The 19,159-nt window shown below is 70.9% G+C and carries 23 protein-coding genes; 11 read left to right on the forward strand and 12 right to left on the reverse strand.

Going from position 1 to position 19,159, the window contains the following annotated elements:
- Positions 1-3 precede the first annotated feature (3 nt).
- The 3 genes from CCN51_RS17805 to CCN51_RS17815 form a co-directional block, all read right to left on the reverse strand.
- The gene (locus tag CCN51_RS17805) at positions 4-762 is read right to left on the reverse strand and encodes a methionine ABC transporter permease (protein ID WP_014175052.1); all 759 of its coding nucleotides are present in this window, start codon (positions 760-762) and stop codon (positions 4-6) included.
- On the reverse strand, positions 759-1,889 hold the full coding sequence (locus CCN51_RS17810; RefSeq protein ID WP_078610373.1) for a methionine ABC transporter ATP-binding protein: 1,131 nt from the start codon (positions 1,887-1,889) through the stop codon (positions 759-761). The genes CCN51_RS17805 and CCN51_RS17810 overlap by 4 nt, the downstream gene beginning before the upstream one ends.
- Before the next feature lie 351 nt (positions 1,890-2,240).
- The gene (locus tag CCN51_RS17815) at positions 2,241-2,891 is read right to left on the reverse strand and encodes an HAD-IA family hydrolase (RefSeq protein WP_014175054.1); all 651 of its coding nucleotides are present in this window, start codon (positions 2,889-2,891) and stop codon (positions 2,241-2,243) included.
- A gap of 118 nt (positions 2,892-3,009) precedes the next feature.
- Between CCN51_RS17815 and CCN51_RS17820 the strand changes: the two genes are divergently transcribed.
- Positions 3,010-3,378 carry a hypothetical protein gene (locus CCN51_RS17820; protein ID WP_014175055.1) on the forward strand — a complete coding sequence of 123 codons (369 nt, stop codon included), beginning with the start codon at positions 3,010-3,012 and terminating at the stop codon, positions 3,376-3,378.
- Entirely contained in the window at positions 3,371-3,832 is a 462-nt protein-coding gene (locus CCN51_RS17825; protein WP_014175056.1) for a hypothetical protein, read from the forward strand. Before CCN51_RS17820 ends, CCN51_RS17825 begins: the two co-directional genes overlap by 8 nt.
- A 38-nt stretch (positions 3,833-3,870) precedes the next feature.
- Here CCN51_RS17825 and CCN51_RS17830 read toward each other — a convergent pair whose 3' ends face one another.
- The 3 genes from CCN51_RS17830 to CCN51_RS17840 all read right to left on the reverse strand — a co-directional run bounded on the left by CCN51_RS17830 (position 3,871) and on the right by CCN51_RS17840 (position 6,391).
- Entirely contained in the window at positions 3,871-4,374 is a 504-nt protein-coding gene (locus tag CCN51_RS17830; RefSeq protein WP_014175057.1) for a GNAT family N-acetyltransferase, read from the reverse strand.
- A 120-nt stretch (positions 4,375-4,494) separates the two neighbouring features.
- Positions 4,495-5,043 (reverse strand): RNA polymerase sigma factor, encoded by a 549-nt coding sequence (locus CCN51_RS17835; RefSeq protein ID WP_014175058.1) that lies wholly within the window; start codon positions 5,041-5,043, stop codon positions 4,495-4,497.
- Between the two features lie 196 nt (positions 5,044-5,239).
- Positions 5,240-6,391, reverse strand: a complete 1,152-nt coding sequence (locus tag CCN51_RS17840) for a glycerophosphodiester phosphodiesterase (protein WP_014175059.1) — start codon at positions 6,389-6,391, stop codon at positions 5,240-5,242.
- A 277-nt stretch (positions 6,392-6,668) separates the two neighbouring features.
- On the opposite strand from CCN51_RS17840, the gene CCN51_RS17845 reads away from it, so the two are divergent.
- Positions 6,669-7,340, forward strand: a complete 672-nt coding sequence (locus tag CCN51_RS17845; protein WP_014175060.1) for a lysophospholipid acyltransferase family protein — start codon at positions 6,669-6,671, stop codon at positions 7,338-7,340.
- 37 nt (positions 7,341-7,377) lie between these two features.
- Here the strand turns inward: CCN51_RS17845 and CCN51_RS17850 are convergent, their stop codons facing one another.
- Positions 7,378-8,202, reverse strand: a complete 825-nt coding sequence (locus tag CCN51_RS17850) for a class I SAM-dependent DNA methyltransferase (RefSeq protein ID WP_014175061.1) — start codon at positions 8,200-8,202, stop codon at positions 7,378-7,380.
- A 148-nt stretch (positions 8,203-8,350) separates the two neighbouring features.
- Between CCN51_RS17850 and CCN51_RS17855 the strand changes: the two genes are divergently transcribed.
- Complete coding sequence (locus CCN51_RS17855; protein ID WP_014175062.1) at positions 8,351-9,157, forward strand: alpha/beta fold hydrolase; 807 nt, start codon at positions 8,351-8,353, stop codon at positions 9,155-9,157.
- A 104-nt stretch (positions 9,158-9,261) separates the two neighbouring features.
- On the opposite strand, the gene CCN51_RS17860 is transcribed toward CCN51_RS17855, so the two are convergent.
- From CCN51_RS17860 to CCN51_RS17870, 3 genes are all read right to left on the reverse strand, one after another.
- Complete coding sequence (locus CCN51_RS17860) at positions 9,262-10,236, reverse strand: aldo/keto reductase (protein WP_014175063.1); 975 nt, start codon at positions 10,234-10,236, stop codon at positions 9,262-9,264.
- A gap of 103 nt (positions 10,237-10,339) precedes the next feature.
- A complete protein-coding gene (gene argH, locus CCN51_RS17865) occupies positions 10,340-11,770 on the reverse strand; it encodes an argininosuccinate lyase (RefSeq protein ID WP_014175064.1) in 1,431 nt (476 codons plus the stop codon).
- A 136-nt stretch (positions 11,771-11,906) separates the two neighbouring features.
- Positions 11,907-13,106, reverse strand: a complete 1,200-nt coding sequence (locus CCN51_RS17870; RefSeq protein ID WP_014175065.1) for an argininosuccinate synthase — start codon at positions 13,104-13,106, stop codon at positions 11,907-11,909.
- A gap of 141 nt (positions 13,107-13,247) precedes the next feature.
- Between CCN51_RS17870 and CCN51_RS17875 the strand changes: the two genes are divergently transcribed.
- Positions 13,248-13,442 (forward strand): hypothetical protein, encoded by a 195-nt coding sequence (locus CCN51_RS17875; protein WP_014175066.1) that lies wholly within the window; start codon positions 13,248-13,250, stop codon positions 13,440-13,442.
- A 133-nt stretch (positions 13,443-13,575) separates the two neighbouring features.
- Here the strand turns inward: CCN51_RS17875 and CCN51_RS17880 are convergent, their stop codons facing one another.
- A complete protein-coding gene (locus CCN51_RS17880; protein WP_014175067.1) occupies positions 13,576-14,010 on the reverse strand; it encodes an ATP-binding protein in 435 nt (144 codons plus the stop codon).
- A gap of 165 nt (positions 14,011-14,175) precedes the next feature.
- Here CCN51_RS17880 and CCN51_RS17885 point away from each other — a divergent pair, with 165 nt between their 5' ends.
- The 5 genes from CCN51_RS17885 (at position 14,176) to CCN51_RS17905 (ending at position 18,132) form a co-directional block, all read left to right on the forward strand.
- Positions 14,176-15,006, forward strand: a complete 831-nt coding sequence (locus CCN51_RS17885) for a helix-turn-helix domain-containing protein (protein ID WP_014175068.1) — start codon at positions 14,176-14,178, stop codon at positions 15,004-15,006.
- Positions 15,003-15,308, forward strand: a complete 306-nt coding sequence (locus tag CCN51_RS17890) for a DUF397 domain-containing protein (protein ID WP_014175069.1) — start codon at positions 15,003-15,005, stop codon at positions 15,306-15,308. Before CCN51_RS17885 ends, CCN51_RS17890 begins: the two co-directional genes overlap by 4 nt.
- Before the next feature lie 208 nt (positions 15,309-15,516).
- Positions 15,517-16,845, forward strand: coding sequence for a ferredoxin reductase family protein (locus CCN51_RS17895; protein WP_055413890.1), 1,329 nt, complete (start codon positions 15,517-15,519; stop codon positions 16,843-16,845).
- Positions 16,846-16,858: 13 nt separating this feature from the next.
- Positions 16,859-17,353 (forward strand): FMN-binding protein, encoded by a 495-nt coding sequence (locus CCN51_RS17900; protein ID WP_014175072.1) that lies wholly within the window; start codon positions 16,859-16,861, stop codon positions 17,351-17,353.
- Positions 17,353-18,132: an FAD:protein FMN transferase gene (locus CCN51_RS17905; RefSeq protein ID WP_014175073.1), complete on the forward strand. Its 780-nt coding sequence runs from the start codon at positions 17,353-17,355 to the stop codon at positions 18,130-18,132. The genes CCN51_RS17900 and CCN51_RS17905 overlap by 1 nt, the downstream gene beginning before the upstream one ends.
- 12 nt (positions 18,133-18,144) lie before the next feature.
- Here the strand turns inward: CCN51_RS17905 and CCN51_RS17910 are convergent, their stop codons facing one another.
- Positions 18,145-18,513, reverse strand: a complete 369-nt coding sequence (locus tag CCN51_RS17910) for a DUF488 domain-containing protein (protein ID WP_014175074.1) — start codon at positions 18,511-18,513, stop codon at positions 18,145-18,147.
- Between the two features lie 52 nt (positions 18,514-18,565).
- Here CCN51_RS17910 and CCN51_RS17915 point away from each other — a divergent pair, with 52 nt between their 5' ends.
- Complete coding sequence (locus CCN51_RS17915; protein ID WP_014175075.1) at positions 18,566-19,159, forward strand: pyridoxamine 5'-phosphate oxidase family protein; 594 nt, start codon at positions 18,566-18,568, stop codon at positions 19,157-19,159.

The raw sequence follows: 19,159 nt of genomic DNA on the forward strand, positions 1-19,159 counted from the left end.
GGCTCAGGGGGCCTCGGATGCCTCGGCGACCTTGGCCACCGGGCCGGGCTCCTCGGCCCGCTTCGTGGCGCGCACCGGCCGCAGCCGCGAGGTGGCCGAGGAGCGGCCGCGATGCGACAGGGCACGGGCGGCGAAGTCACCGGCGAACTGGATGATGGAGATCACCACCGCCAGGATCGCCACGGTGATCCACATCAGCTCGGTCTCAAAGCGCTGGTAGCCGTACCGGATGGCGAGGTCGCCCAGGCCGCCGGCGCCGACCGTGCCGGCCATCGCCGAGTAGCCGATGAGCGCGACGATCGTGGTGGTGGCGCTGGAGATCAGCGAGGGCAGCGCCTCGGGCAGCAGGACCTTGCGTACGACGGTCCAGGTGGAGCCGCCCATCGACTGCACCGCCTCGACGAGCCCGCCGTCCACCTCGCGCACCGAGGTCTCCACCAGCCGGGCGAAGAAGGGGATCGCGCCGATCGCCAGCGGCACGATCGCGGCCTCGGGGCCGATCGAGGTGCCCACGATCCAGCGGGTGAAGGAGATCAGCGCGACCATGAGGATGATGAACGGCATGGAGCGGCCGATGTTCACGATCTGGCCGACGACCTTGTTCACCACGACGTTCTGCAGCACCCCGCCGCGGTCGGTGAGCACCAGCAGCACCCCGAGGGGCAGTCCGCCGACGACCGCGATCAGGGCCGACCAGCCGACCATGTAGAGCGTGTCCCAACATGCCTGCTCCAGCAGGGGCTGCATCTCGGACCAGGTCACTTGGCACCTTCCTTGGTCAGCTTGGCCGGCTTGCCGTCATTCGCCGCGCGGAGCGCCGCCTCGGCGCCGCTGGCCACCTCGATCTGCAGCCCCTGCTCGCGCAGGAACCCGATCGGCACGACGTTCTCCTCGAACGGGCCGGGCAGTTCGATCCGCATCCGGCCGACCTGCCGGCCGCCGACGGTGTCCATGGCGGCGCCGAGGATCGAGATGTCGATGTTGTACGTACGCGCCAGCTGGGAAATGACCGGCTTGGTCGCGGCCTCACCGTGAAACGTGACGTCCACCACGGTCCGGTCGGTGCCCGGCAGCTCCCCGCCGACCGGGAAGAGCTCCCGCGCCAGTTCGGAGCCGGGCGTGGCGAGCAGTTCGGCGACCGCGCCGGACTCCACGATCCGCCCGTCGCGCATCAGCGCCGCCGAATCGCAGATGGACTTGACGACGTCCATCTCGTGAGTGATCAGCAGCACGGTCAGCCCGAGTTGCCGGTTCAGATCGCGCAGCAGCTGGAGGATCGAGCGGGTGGTCTCCGGGTCGAGGGCGGAGGTCGCCTCGTCCGACAGCAGCACCTTGGGGTCGCCGGCCAGCGCCCGGGCGATGCCGACGCGCTGCTTCTGGCCACCGGACAGCTGCGCCGGGAACGCCTTCGCCTTGTCGGCCAGGCCGACCAGGTCCAGCAGTTCCTGGGCCTTGCGGGTGCGCTGCTTGCCGGATACGCCGAGGATCTCCAGCGGCAGCTCGACGTTGTCCCGGACGGTGCGCGAGGAGAGCAGGTTGAAGTGCTGGAAGACCATCCCGATCCCGGTGCGGGCCTTGCGCAGCGCCGAACCGGCCCGCGTCCCACGCCCGGCGAGCGCGGTGAGGTCCTGGCCGGCCACGGTGACCGTGCCGGAGGTGGGGCGCTCCAGGAGGTTCACACAGCGGATGAGGGTGGACTTGCCGGCGCCGCTCTGTCCGACGACGCCGTACACCTCGCCCTCCCGGACATGGAGGTCGACGCCGTCGAGGGCGGTGACCTCGCGGCCTCGTGAGCGGTAGACCTTGGTCAGGTCTGTCGTGGTGATCACAGGGGTTTCCGTCACTGTTGAGTGCACGGCGGATGGTGCCGCCGGGCACGGTTCGTTCATTGCGGAACGCGGCGTGGAGTGCCCTGGGCGCACGCGAGCGCGAGCGCGGGCGCGGCTTCGGGGTTCCGGTGACGCGGGGCGGCGCAGTCCGGCACGGATCGGTGCGGATCGGTGCGGACGAAGGCGCGTTCAGCAGGTCTCGCTTCGGGGCGCGAGGCTCAGGCAGGGGCCCTCAGCGGTCACACATTCGACACATACAGCGAGCACCGGGCGTCTGGATCGCCTCGGTCGCGGTGGCGCGGCTGCTCGTCGTGGTCATGGGCGTAAGTAAAGCAGACACATATACGGGCCGATCAAACTTGTCCGAATAGCGGACTTGTCGGATCAGTCTGTGGACGGTAGGCGGTCGGCTCACTCCCCCGCCGTGATCTCCAGCCCGCCCTCGGTGGCCTTTACGGACACGGCCGACAGGTCCTTGACGACGACATCGGCGACCAGCTGGTCCCGGTCGGCCGTTGTGGTCAACGCCACGGTCCGCATCCCGGCCGCCCGGCCCGCCGCGAGCCCGGCCGGGGCGTCCTCGAAAACCACACAACGGGCCGGGGCGAAGCCGAGCTTGTCCGCGGCCAGCAGGAAGGGCTCGGGGTCCGGCTTGCCGCGCGTGATGTCATCCGCACTGATCAGCAGCGCCGGGGAGATCCCGACCGCGGCGAGACGAGCCTCGGCCAGCTCGCGGTTGGCGGAGGTCACCACGGCCCAGCGGTCCACGGGAAGCCGCCCCAGCAGCTCGACCGTGCCGGGCAGCGCCACCACCCCGCCGCCCGCCACATCCGCCAGCTCCAGCTCGTCGATGCGGGCGCGGGCCTCGGGTACGCGGTGTGCGGGGAGCAGATCGCCGATGATGTCGGAGGCGGGGCGGCCGTGCAGCTCGACCCGCGCGAAGTCCTCCGCCGGGATTCCGTACTCCCGCGCCCAGCGGCTCCAGCAACGGTGGACCGACTCCAGGGACGAGATCAGGGTTCCGTCGTTGTCGAACAGCAGGGCGTCGGCGGAGATCTTCATATCGCGTCAGCGTACGGGGTCGCTTCGGGGGCGGAAACACAGTGCCCTCCCCGGCCGATTACCCTCGTCCCATGCTTGCCACCCCCTGTGTGCGCCGCCGCACCGCGCGGAGGTCCCGTTGATCGACGCGCTGACGGTCGCGCTCGGTGTGACCGCCCTCGCACTCGCCTCGTGGTGCGGCTTCGCCACCTACCGCGACCAGCCCACCAAGGACTGGCACTTCATCGGCATGGCCGTGGTGACCCTGCTGGGCCTCGTCCAGCTGGTCATAGGGATCGTCCAGCTGGCGCGCGGGCAGCGGCCCGACGAGAGTGTGGCGATCTTCGTGGCGTATCTGGTCGGCTCAGGTCTCGCCGTACCGATCGCGGCCTTCATGTCGCTGGCGGAGCGGACCCGGTGGGGGTCTGCGACGGTGGCCGCGGCCGCGGTGGTGCTGGCCGTACTCGAGGTGCGGCTGTACGACATCTGGGGAGGCACCGGTGCCTGAGTCAGCGCCCGAATCCAGCACGGCCGACGAAGCCGAGCAGCCTGGTCGGCCGGACAAGGCCCGCCCGGCCGGGCTCGGCCAGGGGCCGGGTCGGCTGCTGGTGCTGCTGTACGGGGTGTTCACCGTCGCGGCGGCGTCCCGCTCGATCTACCAGCTGGTCGCGCAGTACCACGAGGCCCCGCTCGCGTACATCCTCTCCGCGGTCTCGGCGGTCGTGTACGCGTTCATCACCGTCTCGCTCGTACGCGGCGGGGAGGGGGCGCGCAAGGCGGCGTTCGTCTGCTGCGCCGCCGAGCTGCTGGGCGTGCTGACCATCGGCACCTGGACGCTCGCGGACCCCTCCGCCTTCCCCGACCAGACGGTGTGGTCGGACTACGGGATGGGCTATCTCTTCATCCCGATCTTCCTGCCGGTCACCGGGCTCATCTGGCTGCGCAAGGCCCGCCAGGACTGATCCCGGCGGGCCCCGAGCGCTGCCACAAACTACGGACCTCAGGCGCTGGCCGCGTACGCCGAGGGCGTGGCCTCCTTCTCCAGGGTGACCAGGCTCAGCCGGCGGTTGACCTCTTCGGTGCCCACCTGCGCATAGCCGTAACGCCGGTACAGCCGCAGATTGCCCTCGCTGCGGTGGCCGGTGAACAGCCGGTACCGCTTGGCGTCCCGCTCCCCGGCCAGCCGCTCCTCGATCGCCGCGAGCAGCCGCCCGCCCAGACCGTGCCGCTGCATCCGGGGGTGCACGATGAGCTTGCCGATGGCGGCGGTGCCCTTGTCGTCGACCGTGCCGCGGACCGACCCGACGACCTCCGCGCCGAGCCGGGCCACGAGCACGCAGCCCTTGCCCAGTTCGGCACGGAGGTCGTCGAGGGACTGGGTCAGCGGCTCGATCGAGTAGTCCCCGTAGAGCTCGGCTTCCCGCTGGTAGCACAAGTACTGCAACTTGAGGATCTGCTCGGCGTCGTCCGCGGTCGCCGCAGAGATGGTCACGCTCATGCCCATGTGCGCATGCCTCCCCTTGTATCGGTCCGCCGGCCGCGCTGAGGGTAAGGACGCGACCGGGGTGCTGGCCTGACTGGAGCCGTCGTGAGGATGCACGTCCGCCTCCGAGGCGCCGATTGTCTAACGCTCCTTTCCCCAGAGTTCAGGAGCCGCAATCTCCGCCGTGAGCATTCTGCGCAGGCAACCCAGACATCGGGAACGTACCGGGCCCAGGCTGCCCTGTGACATTCCCAACTCCCCCGCGATCTCGCGGTACGTCGGGTCGGAGCGGGACAGCAGCGCGCCCAGTAATAGGGGACAGCGGCCGGGCAGCCGGCGCACCGCCGCGCGCAGCACACGGCCCGTCTCCGCCCGGAGCACGGCGTGCTCGGCGGGCTCGGTGTGCTCGGCGTGCTCGGCGGGCCGGGAGTCGGGGCCGCAGGGCGGGCCGTCGCCCGCCGGGTCGTACGGCACCTCCCGCCGGGCCCGGCGCCTGGCCCCGCGCACCTCGGCCCGGACCGCGCCGCGCAGCCACGCCGCGGGCTGGGGCGGCGGCCCGTCCGCGCGGGTGCGCTCCAGCAGCCGCAGCCACACCGCCTGTTCGAGCTCGGCGGGTTCGATGCCCACGCCGTAGGCCTCGGCCGCCGCCTCGGCGGCGAGCAGCGGGCGGAGTTTTTCCAGAAGATCCATACCCGGCGGGACGTGGGCGGGTCGGGACCGGTTGCCGGTGTGCCGGTCTCTCACCCGAGGGGGTGGCCGCACGGACGCGAGTTGACGCGCCGGAACGCGGGCCGACGGAGCGCGGCCCAGCTTGATGAAAACGCCGCGGCGCGCGGCGGTGTCCCCCTCTGTACGGGCAGGGCACCGCCGCGCACCGGGCGGGTGTTCACCGGCTCTTGCGGAAGTCCTCCGCCGCGAGCAGCGCGGTGTCCGGGTTGTCGGAGAAGATGCCGTCGATGCCCGTCTCGAAGTACTTCTTGAAGGCGCCGAAGGCGTCCCCGTACGCGTTGGGGTCGGTGCCGCGCCGGAAGTCGGCGGGCAGGAAGGTGTTCTCGTTGCGCATGGTGTAGGGGTGCAGCACGAGACCGGCCGCGTGCGCGTCCTTGACCACGCTCGTCGGGGTGCCCAGCTTGCCGTCGGCGGTGCGCGGGATGATCACGGACAGGTCGGGGCCGATGCCCTGGGCGTAACCCGCGATCCACTTCAGGCCCTCGGGCTTGACCAGGTCCGCGACGGTGCGCGGGTCGTTCGCCTCGATGAAGTCCCAGGGGCGGCTGTTGATGGTGGACAGCAGCACGACCGCTGGGGTGTCGACCAGCTTGCGCAGCCGCTGGATGCTGCTCGGCTCGAAGGACTGCAGGAACAGCGCCGCGTCCTTCTTGTGGCGGCCGTACCTGCGCAGCAGCTTGGCCAGCGGCTCCTCCAGGCCGAGCCCCAGCTTGCGGAAGTAGGTGGGGTGCTTGGTCTCGACGTACAGCCAGACCCGGCGGCCCCGCTTACGGCCCTCCCGCTCGGCCCACTGCAGCACCTCCTCGAAGGTGGGCACCTCCCAGCGGCCGTCGTAGAGCGTGTTGCGCTGGCGGTTGCCGGGGATGCGCTCCTTGGCGCGCAGGGTCTTCAGCTCGGCGAGCGTGAAGTCCTCGGTGAACCAGCCGGTCAGCGCGGTGCCGTCGACGGTCTTGGTGGTCTTGCGGTCGGCGAACTCCGGGTGCGCGGAGACGTCCGTGGTGGCCGTGATGTCGTTCTCGTGGCGGCAGACGAGATGGCCGTCCTTGGTGGGGACCAGGTCCTGCTCAATGATGTCGGCGCCCAAGTCGAGCGCGAGCTGGTACGAGCCCATCGTGTGCTCGGGCCGGTATCCGCTGGCCCCGCGGTGCCCGATCACGGTGGGCACCGGCAGGCCGTGGCCCTTCCCGGACGCCTCTCCGGACGCCTCCGCCGCCGTGGCCGTACCCGCCCCGCCCAGCGCCATCGCCCCCGCGCCGAGGGCCGCGGCCCCCAGGATGGCGCGACGTCCAGGCTTCTGCTCCCGCTCCATGACACTCCTCGCTGTGGAGTCCGTTACCTGTCAAAACCTGATCAAAAGACGGCCCGATCGTAGGGTGGAGCGGCTTTCCTACGGGAGACGTTGGGCAGAACGCGTGGGAAACGTGGGTCAACAGTGCGTATCAGGTGGGTGAACCCGGTGTGCGCGGGGGCTTGACCGGCGAGTATCGTCTCATCGGCGCAAGCGTGCGGTATCGGGTTGACTCACCCTGAGTAGCCAACCTGCCGTACGCGGGCGCCTCAGCTCATGACCCCGACCGGAGGGCCCGTTGTCCCGATTCGTGTTCCTGAAGGCAGTGCTCGGTCCGCTGATGCGCCTGATGTTCCGCCCGCAGGTCGAGGGGGCTGAGCGGATCCCGGGCTCCGGCCCGGTCATCCTGGCGGGGAACCATCTCACCTTCATCGACTCGATGATCCTGCCGCTGGTCTGCGACCGTCAGGTCGTCTTCATCGGCAAGGACGAGTACGTCACGGGCAAGGGCCTCAAGGGCCGGCTCATGGCCTGGTTCTTCACCGGCGTCGGCATGATCCCGGTGGACCGGGACGGCGGGCACGGCGGCGTGGCCGCGCTGATGACCGGCCGCCGGGTGCTGGAGGAGGGCAGGATGTTCGGCATCTACCCCGAGGGCACCCGCTCCCCCGACGGCCGCCTCTACCGCGGCCGCACCGGTATCGCCCGGCTCACCCTGATGACGGGCGCCCCCGTGGTGCCGTTCGCGATGATCGGCACGGACCGGCTCCAGCCGGGCGGCAAGGGGCTGCCCCGGCCGGGCCGGGTGACGGTCCGCTTCGGCGAGCCGCTGGAGTTCACGCGCTACGAGGGCATGGACCGCGACCGCTTTGTGCTGCGGGCGGTGACGGATGAGGTCATGAGCGAGGTCATGCGGCTGTCCGGTCAGGAGTACGTGGACATGTACGCCACGAAGGCGAAGGCCGCCTGACCTTCCTTTGTACGAGACGAGGCCGCCTGACGATCGCTCAGGCGGCCTCGTCGCTGTGTACGTCGCCGTGTGTGACGCGGATCTTCGACTGCCGGTGCGGCAGTTCCTCCCAGTCGTCCATGAACCGCGCGGCGAGCCCATGGTCCGCGGCGAGCCGCACCAGGTTGGCCGTGCGGTAGTAGAAGTCCTCGCGCAGCACATGGTGCTCGGAGCCCTCGGTGCGGTTGAAGGTGAAGTCGAAGTATCCGCCCGGGGCGAGCACCCGCCCGACATGCGCCAGACACTCGTCGATGACCTCCCGGGGCGAGTGGGAGAAGACGCTGTGCGCATGCACCACGGTGAAGTGCGCCTCGGGCAGCGCCGCCAGGCGCAGATCGCGCACCAGGCTCAGCAGGGGCAGCTTGGCCTGGAGGCCACGGCCCGCCACGACCTCCTGGGCCGCGAGGAGGATATCCGGCGATATGTCGATACCGTGGTAGTGGCCCGCGTCGAGGTAGTCGATAAAGCGCCACCCGGCGCGCAGATTGCCACATCCGATGTCCAGCAGCCGGTCGTCGGGCCGCAGACCGTGCCGCAGGAGATAGTCGTACTGCATCTCCCCCAGCGCGAGCCACCGCTCATGCGAGGCGCTGCCCACCGCCGCCTCGGGGTTCCGGGCGGTGTCGTCCCGCATCACCGCCCGGTAGTAGGCGATGTGATCGCGGGTGGAGACGCGCAGCCGCAGATCCCGGGCGAGCCGCCGCACATAGCGTGGCACCCGTTGGGGATGTCGTACGGCGTACCGGACCTTGTGCAGTGCGCTCGCGCGATTCTTGGTGCCGGGCTCCGCGGTGCTCGCGGCCGAGGCGGTGCGTATGGGCATTCGGGACCTCGCCTGACGGCAGGGGTTATGTCCTGGTCAGCCCCATCGTCTCCGCCCCCGTGCCCCCTCGCCAGCCACGTGTGGCGTACGGGCCCCGCCCGCGAAATCCGGTGGTCGCCCCGGTCGGCGCGGGGCTAGCGTACGGCTGATGATCACTCCCGTCCCCGGCTTTATCCCTCTGCGCGGGCGCCGCGTCGCCTGTCTGGACTTCGGCGGGCCGGGCGCCCCGGTGCTCGCCCTCCACGGCCACTTCGGCCGCGGCCGGCTGTACGCGCCGCTGGCCGCGGCCCTCGCCCCCGGCCACCGGGTGATCGCCCCCGATCTGCGGGGGCACGGGCTGACCGGGGGCGGCGGGCCGTTCTCCCTGGACGAGTACGCGGCCGACGCCGCCGCTCTGCTGCGCGCCCTGCGCCTGGGCCCGGTCCCGGTCGTCGCCCACTCCACGGGCGGGGTGATCGCGTACGCCCTCGCCGCCCGCCACCCGGAGCTGGTGAGCGCGCTCGTCATCGAGGACATCGGCGCCGTAACCGACCGCCCGGTGGCCGACCACCCCGTCCTCGACGTCTCCGGCTGGCCCACGGGCGCCGCGGACCGGGAGGCGCTGCGCCACGAGATCGAGTCGCGCGGGATCCCCGACGCCACGTACTTCCTGGACAGCGCGGAACCGGATCCCGGGGGCGGCGGCTGGCGGCTGCTGTTCTCGCCGCGCGAGCTGATGGAGTCGCAGCGGGCCATGTGCGGCGACTTCTGGGCTCACTGGCTCGGCTCCGACTGCCCCTCGCTGCTGCTCCGCGGCGAACACAGCCCCATGCTCCCGGCCGCCCACGCCCACGAGATGACGGCCCGTCGGGCGGGCACGGCGCTACGGGAGTTCGCGGGGTGCGGCCACTGGATCCACGACGACGCGCCGGAGGCGTACGCGGGGGCGGTGCGGGAGTTTCTGACGGGGCGGTAGGGGCTACGGCGGCTGCCGCGCTGCGGCGCGGCGCGAGCCCTGGCGGGGGCGGGGCTCGCCTTTCCCTCGCGGGGGAGCCGCAGGGGAAAGGCGAGGGAAGCTCCTCAGGCCCAGGGCAGTTGCGCGCGGTGGTGCCAGTAGTCCTCCGGGGGCTCCGCCAGAGCCCCCAGCGACTCCCGCTGGCCCTCGTCCAGCGTCAGCTGTGCCGCCGCCAGGTTGGAGGCCAGCTGGGCGGTGGTCGCCGCGCCCGAGAGGACGACGCTCACCCACGGCTGGTGCAGGACCGCCGCGAGGGCGACCGCATCGGGGCCTGCGCCCGTCTCCTGGGCGATACGGCGCAGCGCCTCCGGGAGTTGGTCCGGGGCCGCGAGGCGGCCGTTGGCGACGGCTTCCTTGATGATTACCGCCCGGCCCGCCTCGTGCGCCTCGGCCAGGGCCGCGCCTGCCGAGGGGTCGAGCAGGTTGTACGTGGACTGGACCGTACGGAACAGCGGTTCCCCGTCCACCGTGACCTCCAGCGCGGCGCGGATCGCGTCCGCCTGGGCGGGGCCGCTGGTCGACAGCCCGATCGTGACGCCCTCGGCCGCGAGCCGGGCCAGCCGGGCGTGCAGTTCGGGGTCTGTGAGGGCGGGGCTGCCGAGGGTGACGGAGTGCACCTGGTACAGGTCGAGCCGGTCGCCGAGCAGGGCGCGGCTCTCCGCGCTCTGGCGGTCGTACGTCGCGACGCCGTGGTCCTTGACCTCGTGTGTCTTGACGTCCGTGCGCCAGTCGGCGACATACGTGTAGCCCCACTTGCTGCCGACGACCACGTCCCGCACCTCGGGGCGCCGGTCCAGCCAGCCGGCCAGGAACTCCTCGGCCCGCCCGTACGAGCGCGCGGCGTCCAGATAGCGCACGCCGCGCGCGTACGCGGCGTCCAGCACCTCGTACGTGCGCTCACGCATCGCCTCGACGGTGCGCTCGGCCGGGAGGTCCCGCTCCCGGCCGAGGTTGATGTAGCCGGGACGGCCCACGGCGGCCAGGCCGAGGCCGATCCGGGCCGTGGGGGTGGTGACTTCCGCGAGGCGCGCGAACGCCATGGTCTGTCTGCCTCCTTGTATCGGGTAGACGGGTAGACGGGTAGCGGGTAGCCCCGGGGGTGGCCCGGTGACCCGCTGGCCGTCAGGCCGGTTGTGCCGGGCGTCAGCGCTTGGCGTCCGCCCACTCCCGCTGCGCCGCCAGGTCCGCCTTCACCTCGACGAGCTGCGCGGCCACCGCCGAGGGGGCCGTGCCGCCCCGCCCGTTGCGGGAGGCGAGGGCGCCCGGGACGTTGAGGACGGTCCGGACCTCCGGCGTCAGGTGCGGAGAGATCTTGGCGAACTGCTCGTCGGTGAGCTGGTCGAGCTCGATGCCGGTCCGCTCGCACTCCTTGACGCACTCCCCCGCCGTCTCGTGTGCCACGCGGAACGGGACGCCCTGCTTGACCAGCCATTCGGCGATGTCGGTGGCGAGCGAGAACCCGGCGGGGGCCAGCTCCTCCATGCGCTCGCGGTTGACGGTGAGGGTCGCCATCATGCCGGTGAAGGCGGGGAGCAGGACCTCCAGCTGGTCGCAGGAGTCGAAGACCGGCTCCTTGTCCTCCTGGAGGTCGCGGTTGTACGCGAGGGGCAGGGCCTTGAGGGTGGCGAGCAGGCCGGTGAGGTTGCCGATCAGGCGGCCGGACTTGCCGCGGGCGAGCTCGGCGATGTCCGGGTTCTTCTTCTGCGGCATGATCGACGAGCCGGTGGAGAAGGCGTCGTGGAGGGTGACGAAGGAGAACTCCTTCGTGTTCCAGATGATGATCTCCTCCGCGATCCGCGAGAGGTCGATGCCGATCATCGCGGTGATGAAGGCGAACTCGGCGACGAAGTCGCGGGAGGCCGTGCCGTCGATGGAGTTGGCGGAGGAGCCGCCCTCGAAGCCCAGGTCGGCGGCGACGGCCTGCGGGTCCAGGCCCAGCGAGGACCCGGCCAGGGCGCCCGCTCCGTACGGCGAGACGGCCGTGCGCGTGTCCCACTGCCGCAGCCGCTCCGCGTCCCGGGAGAGCGCCTGGGCATGGGCCAGGACGTGGTGGGCGAAGAGGACCGGCTGGGCGTGCTGGAGGTGGGTGCGGCCGGGCATGGCGACGTCCGGGTGGGCCTCGGCGAGGCCGACCAGCGCGCCCTGCAGATCGGCGATGAGGCCGCCGATGATCCGGGCGTGGTCGCGCAGATACATCCGGAAGAGCGTGGCGACCTGGTCGTTGCGGGAGCGCCCGGCCCGCAGCTTGCCGCCGAGGTCGGGGCCGAGCCGTTCCAGCAGGCCGCGTTCGAGCGCGGTGTGGACGTCCTCGTCGGCGATGGTGCCGGTGAACTCGCCGGAGGCGACGTCGGCCTCCAGCAGGTCGAGCCCGGCCAGCATCCGCTCCAGCTCGTCCTCGGTGAGCAGCCCCGCCGCGCGCAGGACGCGGGCGTGGGCGCGGGAGCCGGCGATGTCGTACGGCGCCAGGCGCCAGTCGAAGTGCACGGAGGCACTCAGCTTCTCCAGTGCCTCGGACGGCCCGTCGGCAAAGCGCCCGCCCCACAGGCGTACGTCACCGTTGTTGCCGTTGCTCACGCGTTGCTCCTTGAGGGGTGTGGATGTGCGGCCGCCTCCCCGCCGGGGGCGAGGAGGCGGCTATGACATGCAGGCTACTGGCTGCCCGCGGTCAGCTCTGCTCAGCTCAGCTCAGCTCAGCCCTGCTCAGCTCAGATCAGCTCTGCTCGAGATCCCGACCGGCCGCAATCTTGCTGGACAGGCCGAAGATCTCGATGAAGCCCTTGGACAGCGACTGGTCGAAGGTGTCGCCGGTGTCGTAGGTCGCCAGGTTGAAGTCGTACAGCGACTTGTCGGACCTGCGGCCGGTGACCACCGCGCGGCCGCCGTGCAGGGTCATCCGGATGTCACCGGAGACATGCTCGTTGGCCTCGGCGATGAAGCCGTCGAGGGCCCGCTTGAGCGGGGAGAACCACAGCCCGTCGTAGACGAGCTCGCTCCACCGCTGCTCGACCTGGCGCTTGTAGCGGGCCAGTTCGCGCTCGACGGTGACGTTCTCCAGCTCCTGGTGGGCGGTGATCAGCGCGATGGCGCCGGGGGCCTCGTAGACCTCCCGCGACTTGATGCCGACGAGCCGGTCCTCGACCATGTCGATCCGCCCGACGCCCTGGGCCCCGGCCCGCTCGTTGAGCTGCTGGATGGCCTGGAGGACGGTGACCGGCCGGCCGTCGATGGCGACCGGGACGCCCTTGTCGAAGGTGATGATCACCTCGTCGGCCTCGCGCGGGGTGGCCGGGTTCGAGGTGTACTCGTACACGTCCTCGATCGGCGCGTTCCAGATGTCCTCCAGGAAGCCGGTCTCCACGGCCCGCCCGAAGACGTTCTGGTCGATGGAGTACGGGGACTTCTTGGTGGTCGCGATCGGCAGCTGCTTCGCTTCGCAGAAGGCGATGGCCGCATCCCGGGTCATCGCGTAGTCGCGGACCGGGGCGATGCACTTCAGGCCGGGGGCCAGTGACGAGATTCCGGCCTCGAAGCGGACCTGGTCGTTGCCCTTGCCGGTGCAGCCGTGGGCGACGGTCGTCGCACCGTGCTTCTTCGCGGCGGCGACCAGGTGCTTCACGATCGTGGGCCGGGAGAGCGCCGAGACCAGCGGGTAGCGGTCCATGTACAACGCGTTGGCCTTGATCGCCGGGAGGCAGTACTCCTCGGCGAACTCGTCCTTGGCGTCCGCGACCTCCGCCTCGACCGCCCCACAGGCGAGCGCGCGCTTGCGGATGACGTCCAGGTCCTCGCCGCCCTGGCCGACATCCACGGCGACGGCGATGACCTCGGCGCCCGTCTCCTCGGCGATCCAGCCGATGGCGACGGAGGTGTCAAGGCCGCCTGAGTAGGCGAGTACGACGCGCTCGGTCACGGGGTTCTCCTTTGGATTCATGCACTAGCTAGCATAAGTATGCACTCCTCCGTATGCTTCGTCAAAGCGAGGCGCGGCAGGCTGTCGGCATGCGGCGCTACGGTGCGGCTATCAGGTGCTCGACAGGGGGAGGTAGCCGACATGAGCGCGCAAGACGACATCCTCTGGCAGACAGCCGAGCATGCTGGCCACCGGGTGGCATCACCGCTGGAGGCACTCTCCAGCGGGACGGTGGCCATCGGGGACTGGCTCAACCAGGATCCCCGGCGCTTCTTCGCGACCTGGATCAACGACCGCAACAAGCCGCTGCTCCGGGAGGCCGACGGGCAGCGTTAGAGGGGACGAGGGCGAGCCGACCTGAGGGGCATGGATTTGTGGTGAGTATGAGACGGCGACACGCCGAAGTGACGGCGTGTCGCCGTCTCATACTCACCACAAATCACCGGCATCAGGGCTCACTCCTTGACGCTCAGGTGTCGGTTTCCGCCCACACCGCCTTACCGGGCCCCAGTCGGTCGGTGACTCCCCAGCGTGCGGCGATGGCCGCGACCAGCAGGAGGCCACGGCCGGTTTCCGAGTCGGGCGGGGGTGCGACCGGCGCGGGATCGGTAGGCGGTCCGGCCTCGGAGAGGGTGTCGGCGACCTCGATGCGGATCGTGTGCGCGGTGCGGATGAGGCGGACCTCGAAGTCCCTGCCGGGTACGCGGCCGTGCGTGGCGGCATTGGCGGCCAGCTCCGCGACGATCGCGGCGACCGTGTCGGATTCCGCGCTCCAGCAGGGGAAGCCCCACTCGTCGAGCTGACGGAGGGCGAGAAGCCGGGCAAGCCTGGCGCCCTTGAGCGTGGAGCTGAACCGCTGGGTGAACACGGCGCCGGGGGTTTGGGTCTGTGCCTGAGCTGACATGCGGCTCAAGGTGGCGGTTCCGCGAGGGATGTGACCAGCTCGACCACTCGTACGCTGAGTCAGCGTACGGGCACCCAGAGTGGACAGTACGGGTAACAGGCCGTGACCATGGAGGCATTGGCCAGATAGTCAGGCTCAGAGCGGGTGCACCGGAGATGGCCGGAGATGGCGGGCAGCGCGGGAAACAACGAACCGGAGTCTTCGGACAGCCTCAAGGCATTCGGGGCCATCGTCAAGGTCTTCCGAGAACGGGCAGGGCTCACCCAGGAGGAACTGGCGCCGCTGCTTCAGTACTCGGTCCAGACACTCGCATCGATCGAGCAGGGACGCCGGTTTCCGCAAACGGAGTTCGTCGAAAGGGCGGAAGACGTACTGGACGCCCTCGGGGTGCTGCGGGCAGCGGCGCGGCACTTGGCCCGGCGGCCGGGGCTGGCGGCGTGGTTTCGGCAGTGGGCGGGGTTGGAGGAGCAGGCGGTCACCTTGTGCACGTACGAGTGCCGGGTCGTGCCTGGTCTCTTGCAGACGGAGGCATACGCGCGAGCCGTAACTCTGAGCGTGCCGCCACCACCGGACGAGGAGCAGGTCGAGCAGCGGGTCACCGCCCGCCTGGCACGGCAACAGCTCCTGCGCCGCAAGCCGCCGATCGCGTTCAGCTTCATCATCGAGGAGGCGCTGCTTGAGCGGCACACGGGCGGGGTCGAGGTCACCAAGGAACTCATCGACCATCTGCTGAACTGCACCGACTTGTGGAACGTCGAGCTACAGGTCATCCCCCTCCACCAGCCGCGTCATGCCGGCCTCGATGGGCCCATGCGACTACTGGAGACTACGGATCATCAGTGGCTCGCGTACAGCGAAGGCCAGCAGTTCGGCCAGCTCATTTCCGACCGGAAAGACGTCAGCATGCTGCTCCAGCGGTATGCCAAGATGCGCTCACAGGCTCTCACCCCCGAGGACTCCGTCAGCCTGATGAAGCGAATCCGAGGAGCGCTATGAGCACCACCGAGCTGGACTGGTTCAAGAGCAGTTACAGCGGCTCGCAGGGCGACGACTGTGTCGAAGTCGCCCTCTCATGGCGCAAGTCCAGCCACAGCAGCGGCGACGGGGACAGCTGCGTCGAAGTCGCCGCCTCATGGCGCAAGTCCAGCTACAGCGGCTCACAGGGCGACAGCTGCGTCGAAGTTGCTGCCTGCCCTGGCACCGTCCACATCCGGGACTCCAAGGACAAGCAAGGCCCCCAGCTCGCCGTCTCCCCCGCCGCCTGGTCCGCCTTCGTCATATACGCCGCGCGCAGCTGACCGTACGACCACAACCCCGCACCTCCATCCCGGCCCACGGACGGACCGTCCCCCCGAAATTCCGGGGAATCCTCACCGCCGTTGAGACATCGGCGCCCCCGAGCCGTACCCCTCGTCACCGGAGCCGTCCGGTGACGCGCGGACGCGTGCGAAAGGGGACAGGCCGTTGACGACGGTGACGAACAGCCGGACCGACCGGCGGGAGGTGATGCGGCGCATCCGTCCCCGCCGCTCTCCCGCGGTGCCGCTGATCCTGCTGAGCTGGACGGGGGCCGCGGCGGTGGTGACGCTGTGGTGGCAGAACACCCCGAACGTGGTCGGCAACGCCGAGTGGCTGGTCGGCGGGGGACGGCTGACCGGGCTGCTCAGCGGGTACTCCATCGCGCTGGTCGTGCTGCTGATGGCGCGGGTTCCGGCGCTGGAGCGGCGCGTGGGGTCGGACCGGGTCGCGCGGTGGCACGCCATGAGCGGGCGGTACACGCTGTGCCTGATCCTCGCCCATATCGCGCTGATCATCTGGGGGTACTCGGCTCAGGCGCAGACGAGCGTCGTCGACCAGACCGTGACGGTGGTGACCGAGTACCCGGACATGATCAAGGCGGTGGTCGGCACCGGGCTGCTGCTGCTGATCGGCCTGATCTCGGCGGGGGTGGTGCGCCGCCGGATGCCCTACGAGGCCTGGTACTACCTGCATCTGCTGACGTACGCGGGCGTGTTCCTGGCCTTCTGGCATCAGCTGACCGCGGGCGCGGAGTTCGTCGCCGACGAGATGGCGCGCATCGGCTGGTACGCGCTGTACGGCAGCGTCACCGCCGCCATGGTGTGGTACCGGGTGCTGGTGCCGGTGGGGCTGAATCTGCGGCACCGGATGCGGGTGCTGGCCGTCGTCCCCGAGGCGCCCGGCATGGTTTCTGTGGTGATCGGCGGGCGGAACCTCGACCGGCTGGGCGCGGAGCCCGGGCAGTTCTTCCGCTGGCGGTTCCTGGCGCCGGGGCTGCGCTGGGGCTCCCACCCCTACTCGCTGTCCGCGCCCCCGCAGGAGGAGCGGCTGCGGATCACGGTGAAGGCGGTGGGCGGGCACAGTACGGCGCTCGCCACGCTGGAGCCGGGCACGCGGGTGTGGGCCGAGGGGCCGTACGGGGCGATGACCACCGGGCGGCGCAGCCGCAGCAAGGTGCTGATGATCGCGGGCGGGGCGGGGATCACCCCGCTGCGGGCGCTGTTCGAGACGCTGCCCGGCCGCGGTAGCGACATCACACTGCTCTACCGGGCCCGCAGCATGGAGGACCTGGCGCTGTGGGACGAGCTCCAGCGGATCGCCGAGGAGCGCGGGGCCCGGCTGCTGTACGCCGTGAACGGGCCGGACGGCGCGCGCCCCGAGATCACGCCTGAGCGGCTGCGCTCGGTGCTGCCCGATATCGACCGGCACGACGTCTTTCTGTGCGGGCCTCCCGGCCTGACCGAGCACGCGTACGCGGCGCTGCGCGAGGCCGGGGTGCCCGACCGCCGTATCCACCACGAGTCCTTCGAAATGTAAGGGAGGCGGAGTCATGAAGAGGAAACATCCGCTGCGCCGGATCATGCTGGGCACCGCGGCCACCGTCTCCGGGGTCGTGTTGCTGCTCGCACTCAAGCAGCCGGGGTCGGAACCGGTCGCCGCGGCCGGTCCGCAAAACCCCGCACAGGCGCCACAGGCGCCCGCCACCGCACCGGCGGCACCCGGCGGGGGCAATGGCGGAGGCGGTGGTGGCGGCGGCAATGGCGGCGGCGCGCGTACGGTCACCGGCGACGCGGCCCAGACCCAGTACGGCCCGGTCCAGGTGAGCGTGACCGTCAACGGCGGCAAGATCACCGGAGCCACGGCCGTGAAAACCCCCGATTCCGGCCCGCAGAGCGAGCAGATCGCCGCCGATTCGGTGCCCAAGCTGAACCAGGCCGCGCTGACCGCCCAGAGCGCGAAGATCGACACCGTCTCCGGCGCCACGTACACCAGCGAGGGCTACCGCAAGTCCCTGCAGAGCGCACTGGACAAGGCCGGTCTGTGATGGACGGCGAGCCGCGGCGGATGCTGCATGTCGAGGAGGCCATGGGCACGGTCTTCTCCCTCGACGTCCGTGAGGTGCCCGAAGCCGACCGGCCCCGGGTGCGGGCTGCGCTGGACGGGGCGGCGGCCTGGCTGCACCGGGTCGACGAGCTCTTCTCCACCTGGCGGGCGGACAGCCAGATCAGCCGGTTGCACCGCGGCGAGCTCGATGTGTCGCAGTGCGATGCGGACGTACGGGATGTGCTGCGGCTGGCCGAGGAGGCCGATCGGCTCAGCGACGGCTGGTTCAGCGTCCGCTACGCCGGACAGCTGGATCCGACCGGCCTGGTCAAGGGCTGGGCGGTGGAGCGCGCCGCCCAGATGCTGGCGTCGGCGGGGGCCGGGTCGGTGTGTGTGAACGGCGGCGGGGACATCCAGACGCACGGCGGGCCGTGGCGGGTGGGCATCGCCGATCCGCTGTGCGCCGGGGAGCTGGCCGCCGTGGTGGAGACCCGCGACGAGCTGGCCGTGGCGACCTCGGGCCCGGCCGAGCGCGGCTGCCACATCCTCGACCCGTACACCGGCGCGCCCCCCGCGGATCCGCTCGCCTCGGTCACCGTGGTGTGCCGGAGCCTCACGGACGCGGACGCCTGGGCCACCGCGGCGTGCGCGATGGGCGCCGAGCGGGCCCGGCCCTGGCTGCAGCGGCTGCCGGGCGCGGCGGCGTTCGCCGTCACGTCCGACGGCACGACCTGGCAGACGAGCGGTTTCGCCCGGTACGACGCGGCGATGTACGTCTGAGGCTTGAGAACCTCAGCTGCCGACCGCCTCGGCCAGCAGGGGCAGGTGGCTCTGGGCCGGGTCCTTGGTCGCGGTGAGCAGGGTCAGCGGCCCGGTGGCCGCCAGCTCGCGCAGATGGTCCACGGCCGCGCGGCGCTCCGGGTCGGCCAGCTCGGCGCGGTAGCGCCGGCCGAACTCCGCGGACCGCTCCGGGGCGTGCCCGTACCAGCGGCGCAGTTCGGTGGAGGGGGCGGCGGCCTTCAGCCACTCGTCCAGCCGCGCCGCGTCCTTGGCGAGGCCGCGCGGCCAGATCCGGTCGACCAGGACGCGTGTCCCGTCGTCCGGGTCCGGCGTCTCGTAGACCCGCCGGATCCGGATCCCGTTTCCGCTGCTGTCCCGCATGTCCCCATGAAAACATCGGCCGCGCCATCCCGCCGCCCGGATAATGCGCCTCATGGGAAAGGTCTATGAACGCATCGACGGCAGGCTGCGCACCTTCATCGAAGAGCAGAAGATCTTCTTCACCGCCACCGCCCCGCTCGCCGGGGACGGCACGGTGAATCTCTCCCCGAAGGGGCTGACCGGCTCCTTCGCCGTCCTCGACGAGCTGACGGTGGCGTATCTGGACTTCGCCGGGAGCAACGCGGAGACCATCGCCCATCTGCGGGAGAACGGCCGGATCACCTTGATGTGGTGCGCCTTCACCGGCCCGCCGAACATCGTGCGGGTGCACGGCCGCGGCGAGCCCGTCTTCCGCGACGACCCGCGCTTCCCGGGCCTGCTGGAGCACTTCCCGGACATCGATGTGGCCGAGCACGGGCTGCGGGCGATCATCGTCGTGACGGCGGAGCTGATCCGGGACACTTGCGGGTTCGCGGTCCCCTTCATGGACTACCGGGAGGACCGTACGCTGCACGCCGACCGCTTCCGGCGCGAGAATGATGACACGCTGAGCGCGTACTTCGAGAAGAAGGAGCACGTGGCCTCGAGCATCGACGGGCTGCCCGGTCTGCCGCTCCCGCTCCCGCTGCCGCCGCGTACGGCCTGA

Origin of the sequence: Streptomyces milbemycinicus (assembly GCF_002154605.1) — a bacterium.
GTDB classification, from domain to species: domain Bacteria; phylum Actinomycetota; class Actinomycetes; order Streptomycetales; family Streptomycetaceae; genus Streptomyces; species Streptomyces milbemycinicus.

Bases quoted from the DNA above. Each gene is read 5' to 3' on its own strand.
- CCN51_RS17810 (WP_078610373.1), bottom strand. From the start codon at position 1,889: ATGAACGAACCGTGCCCGGCGGCACCATCCGCCGTGCACTCAACAGTG.
- CCN51_RS17815 (WP_014175054.1), bottom strand. From the start codon at position 2,891: ATGAAGATCTCCGCCGACGCCCTGCTGTTCGACAACGACGGAACCCTG.
- CCN51_RS17830 (WP_014175057.1), bottom strand. From the start codon at position 4,374: ATGGGCATGAGCGTGACCATCTCTGCGGCGACCGCGGACGACGCCGAG.
- CCN51_RS17835 (WP_014175058.1), bottom strand. From the start codon at position 5,043: ATGGATCTTCTGGAAAAACTCCGCCCGCTGCTCGCCGCCGAGGCGGCG.
- CCN51_RS17840 (WP_014175059.1), bottom strand. From the start codon at position 6,391: ATGGAGCGGGAGCAGAAGCCTGGACGTCGCGCCATCCTGGGGGCCGCG.
- CCN51_RS17850 (WP_014175061.1), bottom strand. From the start codon at position 8,202: ATGCCCATACGCACCGCCTCGGCCGCGAGCACCGCGGAGCCCGGCACC.
- CCN51_RS17855 (WP_014175062.1), top strand. From the start codon at position 8,351: ATGATCACTCCCGTCCCCGGCTTTATCCCTCTGCGCGGGCGCCGCGTC.
- CCN51_RS17860 (WP_014175063.1), bottom strand. From the start codon at position 10,236: ATGGCGTTCGCGCGCCTCGCGGAAGTCACCACCCCCACGGCCCGGATC.
- CCN51_RS17875 (WP_014175066.1), top strand. From the start codon at position 13,248: ATGAGCGCGCAAGACGACATCCTCTGGCAGACAGCCGAGCATGCTGGC.
- CCN51_RS17880 (WP_014175067.1), bottom strand. From the start codon at position 14,010: ATGTCAGCTCAGGCACAGACCCAAACCCCCGGCGCCGTGTTCACCCAG.
- CCN51_RS17885 (WP_014175068.1), top strand. From the start codon at position 14,176: ATGGCGGGCAGCGCGGGAAACAACGAACCGGAGTCTTCGGACAGCCTC.
- CCN51_RS17890 (WP_014175069.1), top strand. From the start codon at position 15,003: ATGAGCACCACCGAGCTGGACTGGTTCAAGAGCAGTTACAGCGGCTCG.
- CCN51_RS17895 (WP_055413890.1), top strand. From the start codon at position 15,517: ATGCGGCGCATCCGTCCCCGCCGCTCTCCCGCGGTGCCGCTGATCCTG.
- CCN51_RS17900 (WP_014175072.1), top strand. From the start codon at position 16,859: ATGAAGAGGAAACATCCGCTGCGCCGGATCATGCTGGGCACCGCGGCC.
- CCN51_RS17905 (WP_014175073.1), top strand. From the start codon at position 17,353: ATGGACGGCGAGCCGCGGCGGATGCTGCATGTCGAGGAGGCCATGGGC.
- CCN51_RS17910 (WP_014175074.1), bottom strand. From the start codon at position 18,513: ATGCGGGACAGCAGCGGAAACGGGATCCGGATCCGGCGGGTCTACGAG.
- CCN51_RS17915 (WP_014175075.1), top strand. From the start codon at position 18,566: ATGGGAAAGGTCTATGAACGCATCGACGGCAGGCTGCGCACCTTCATC.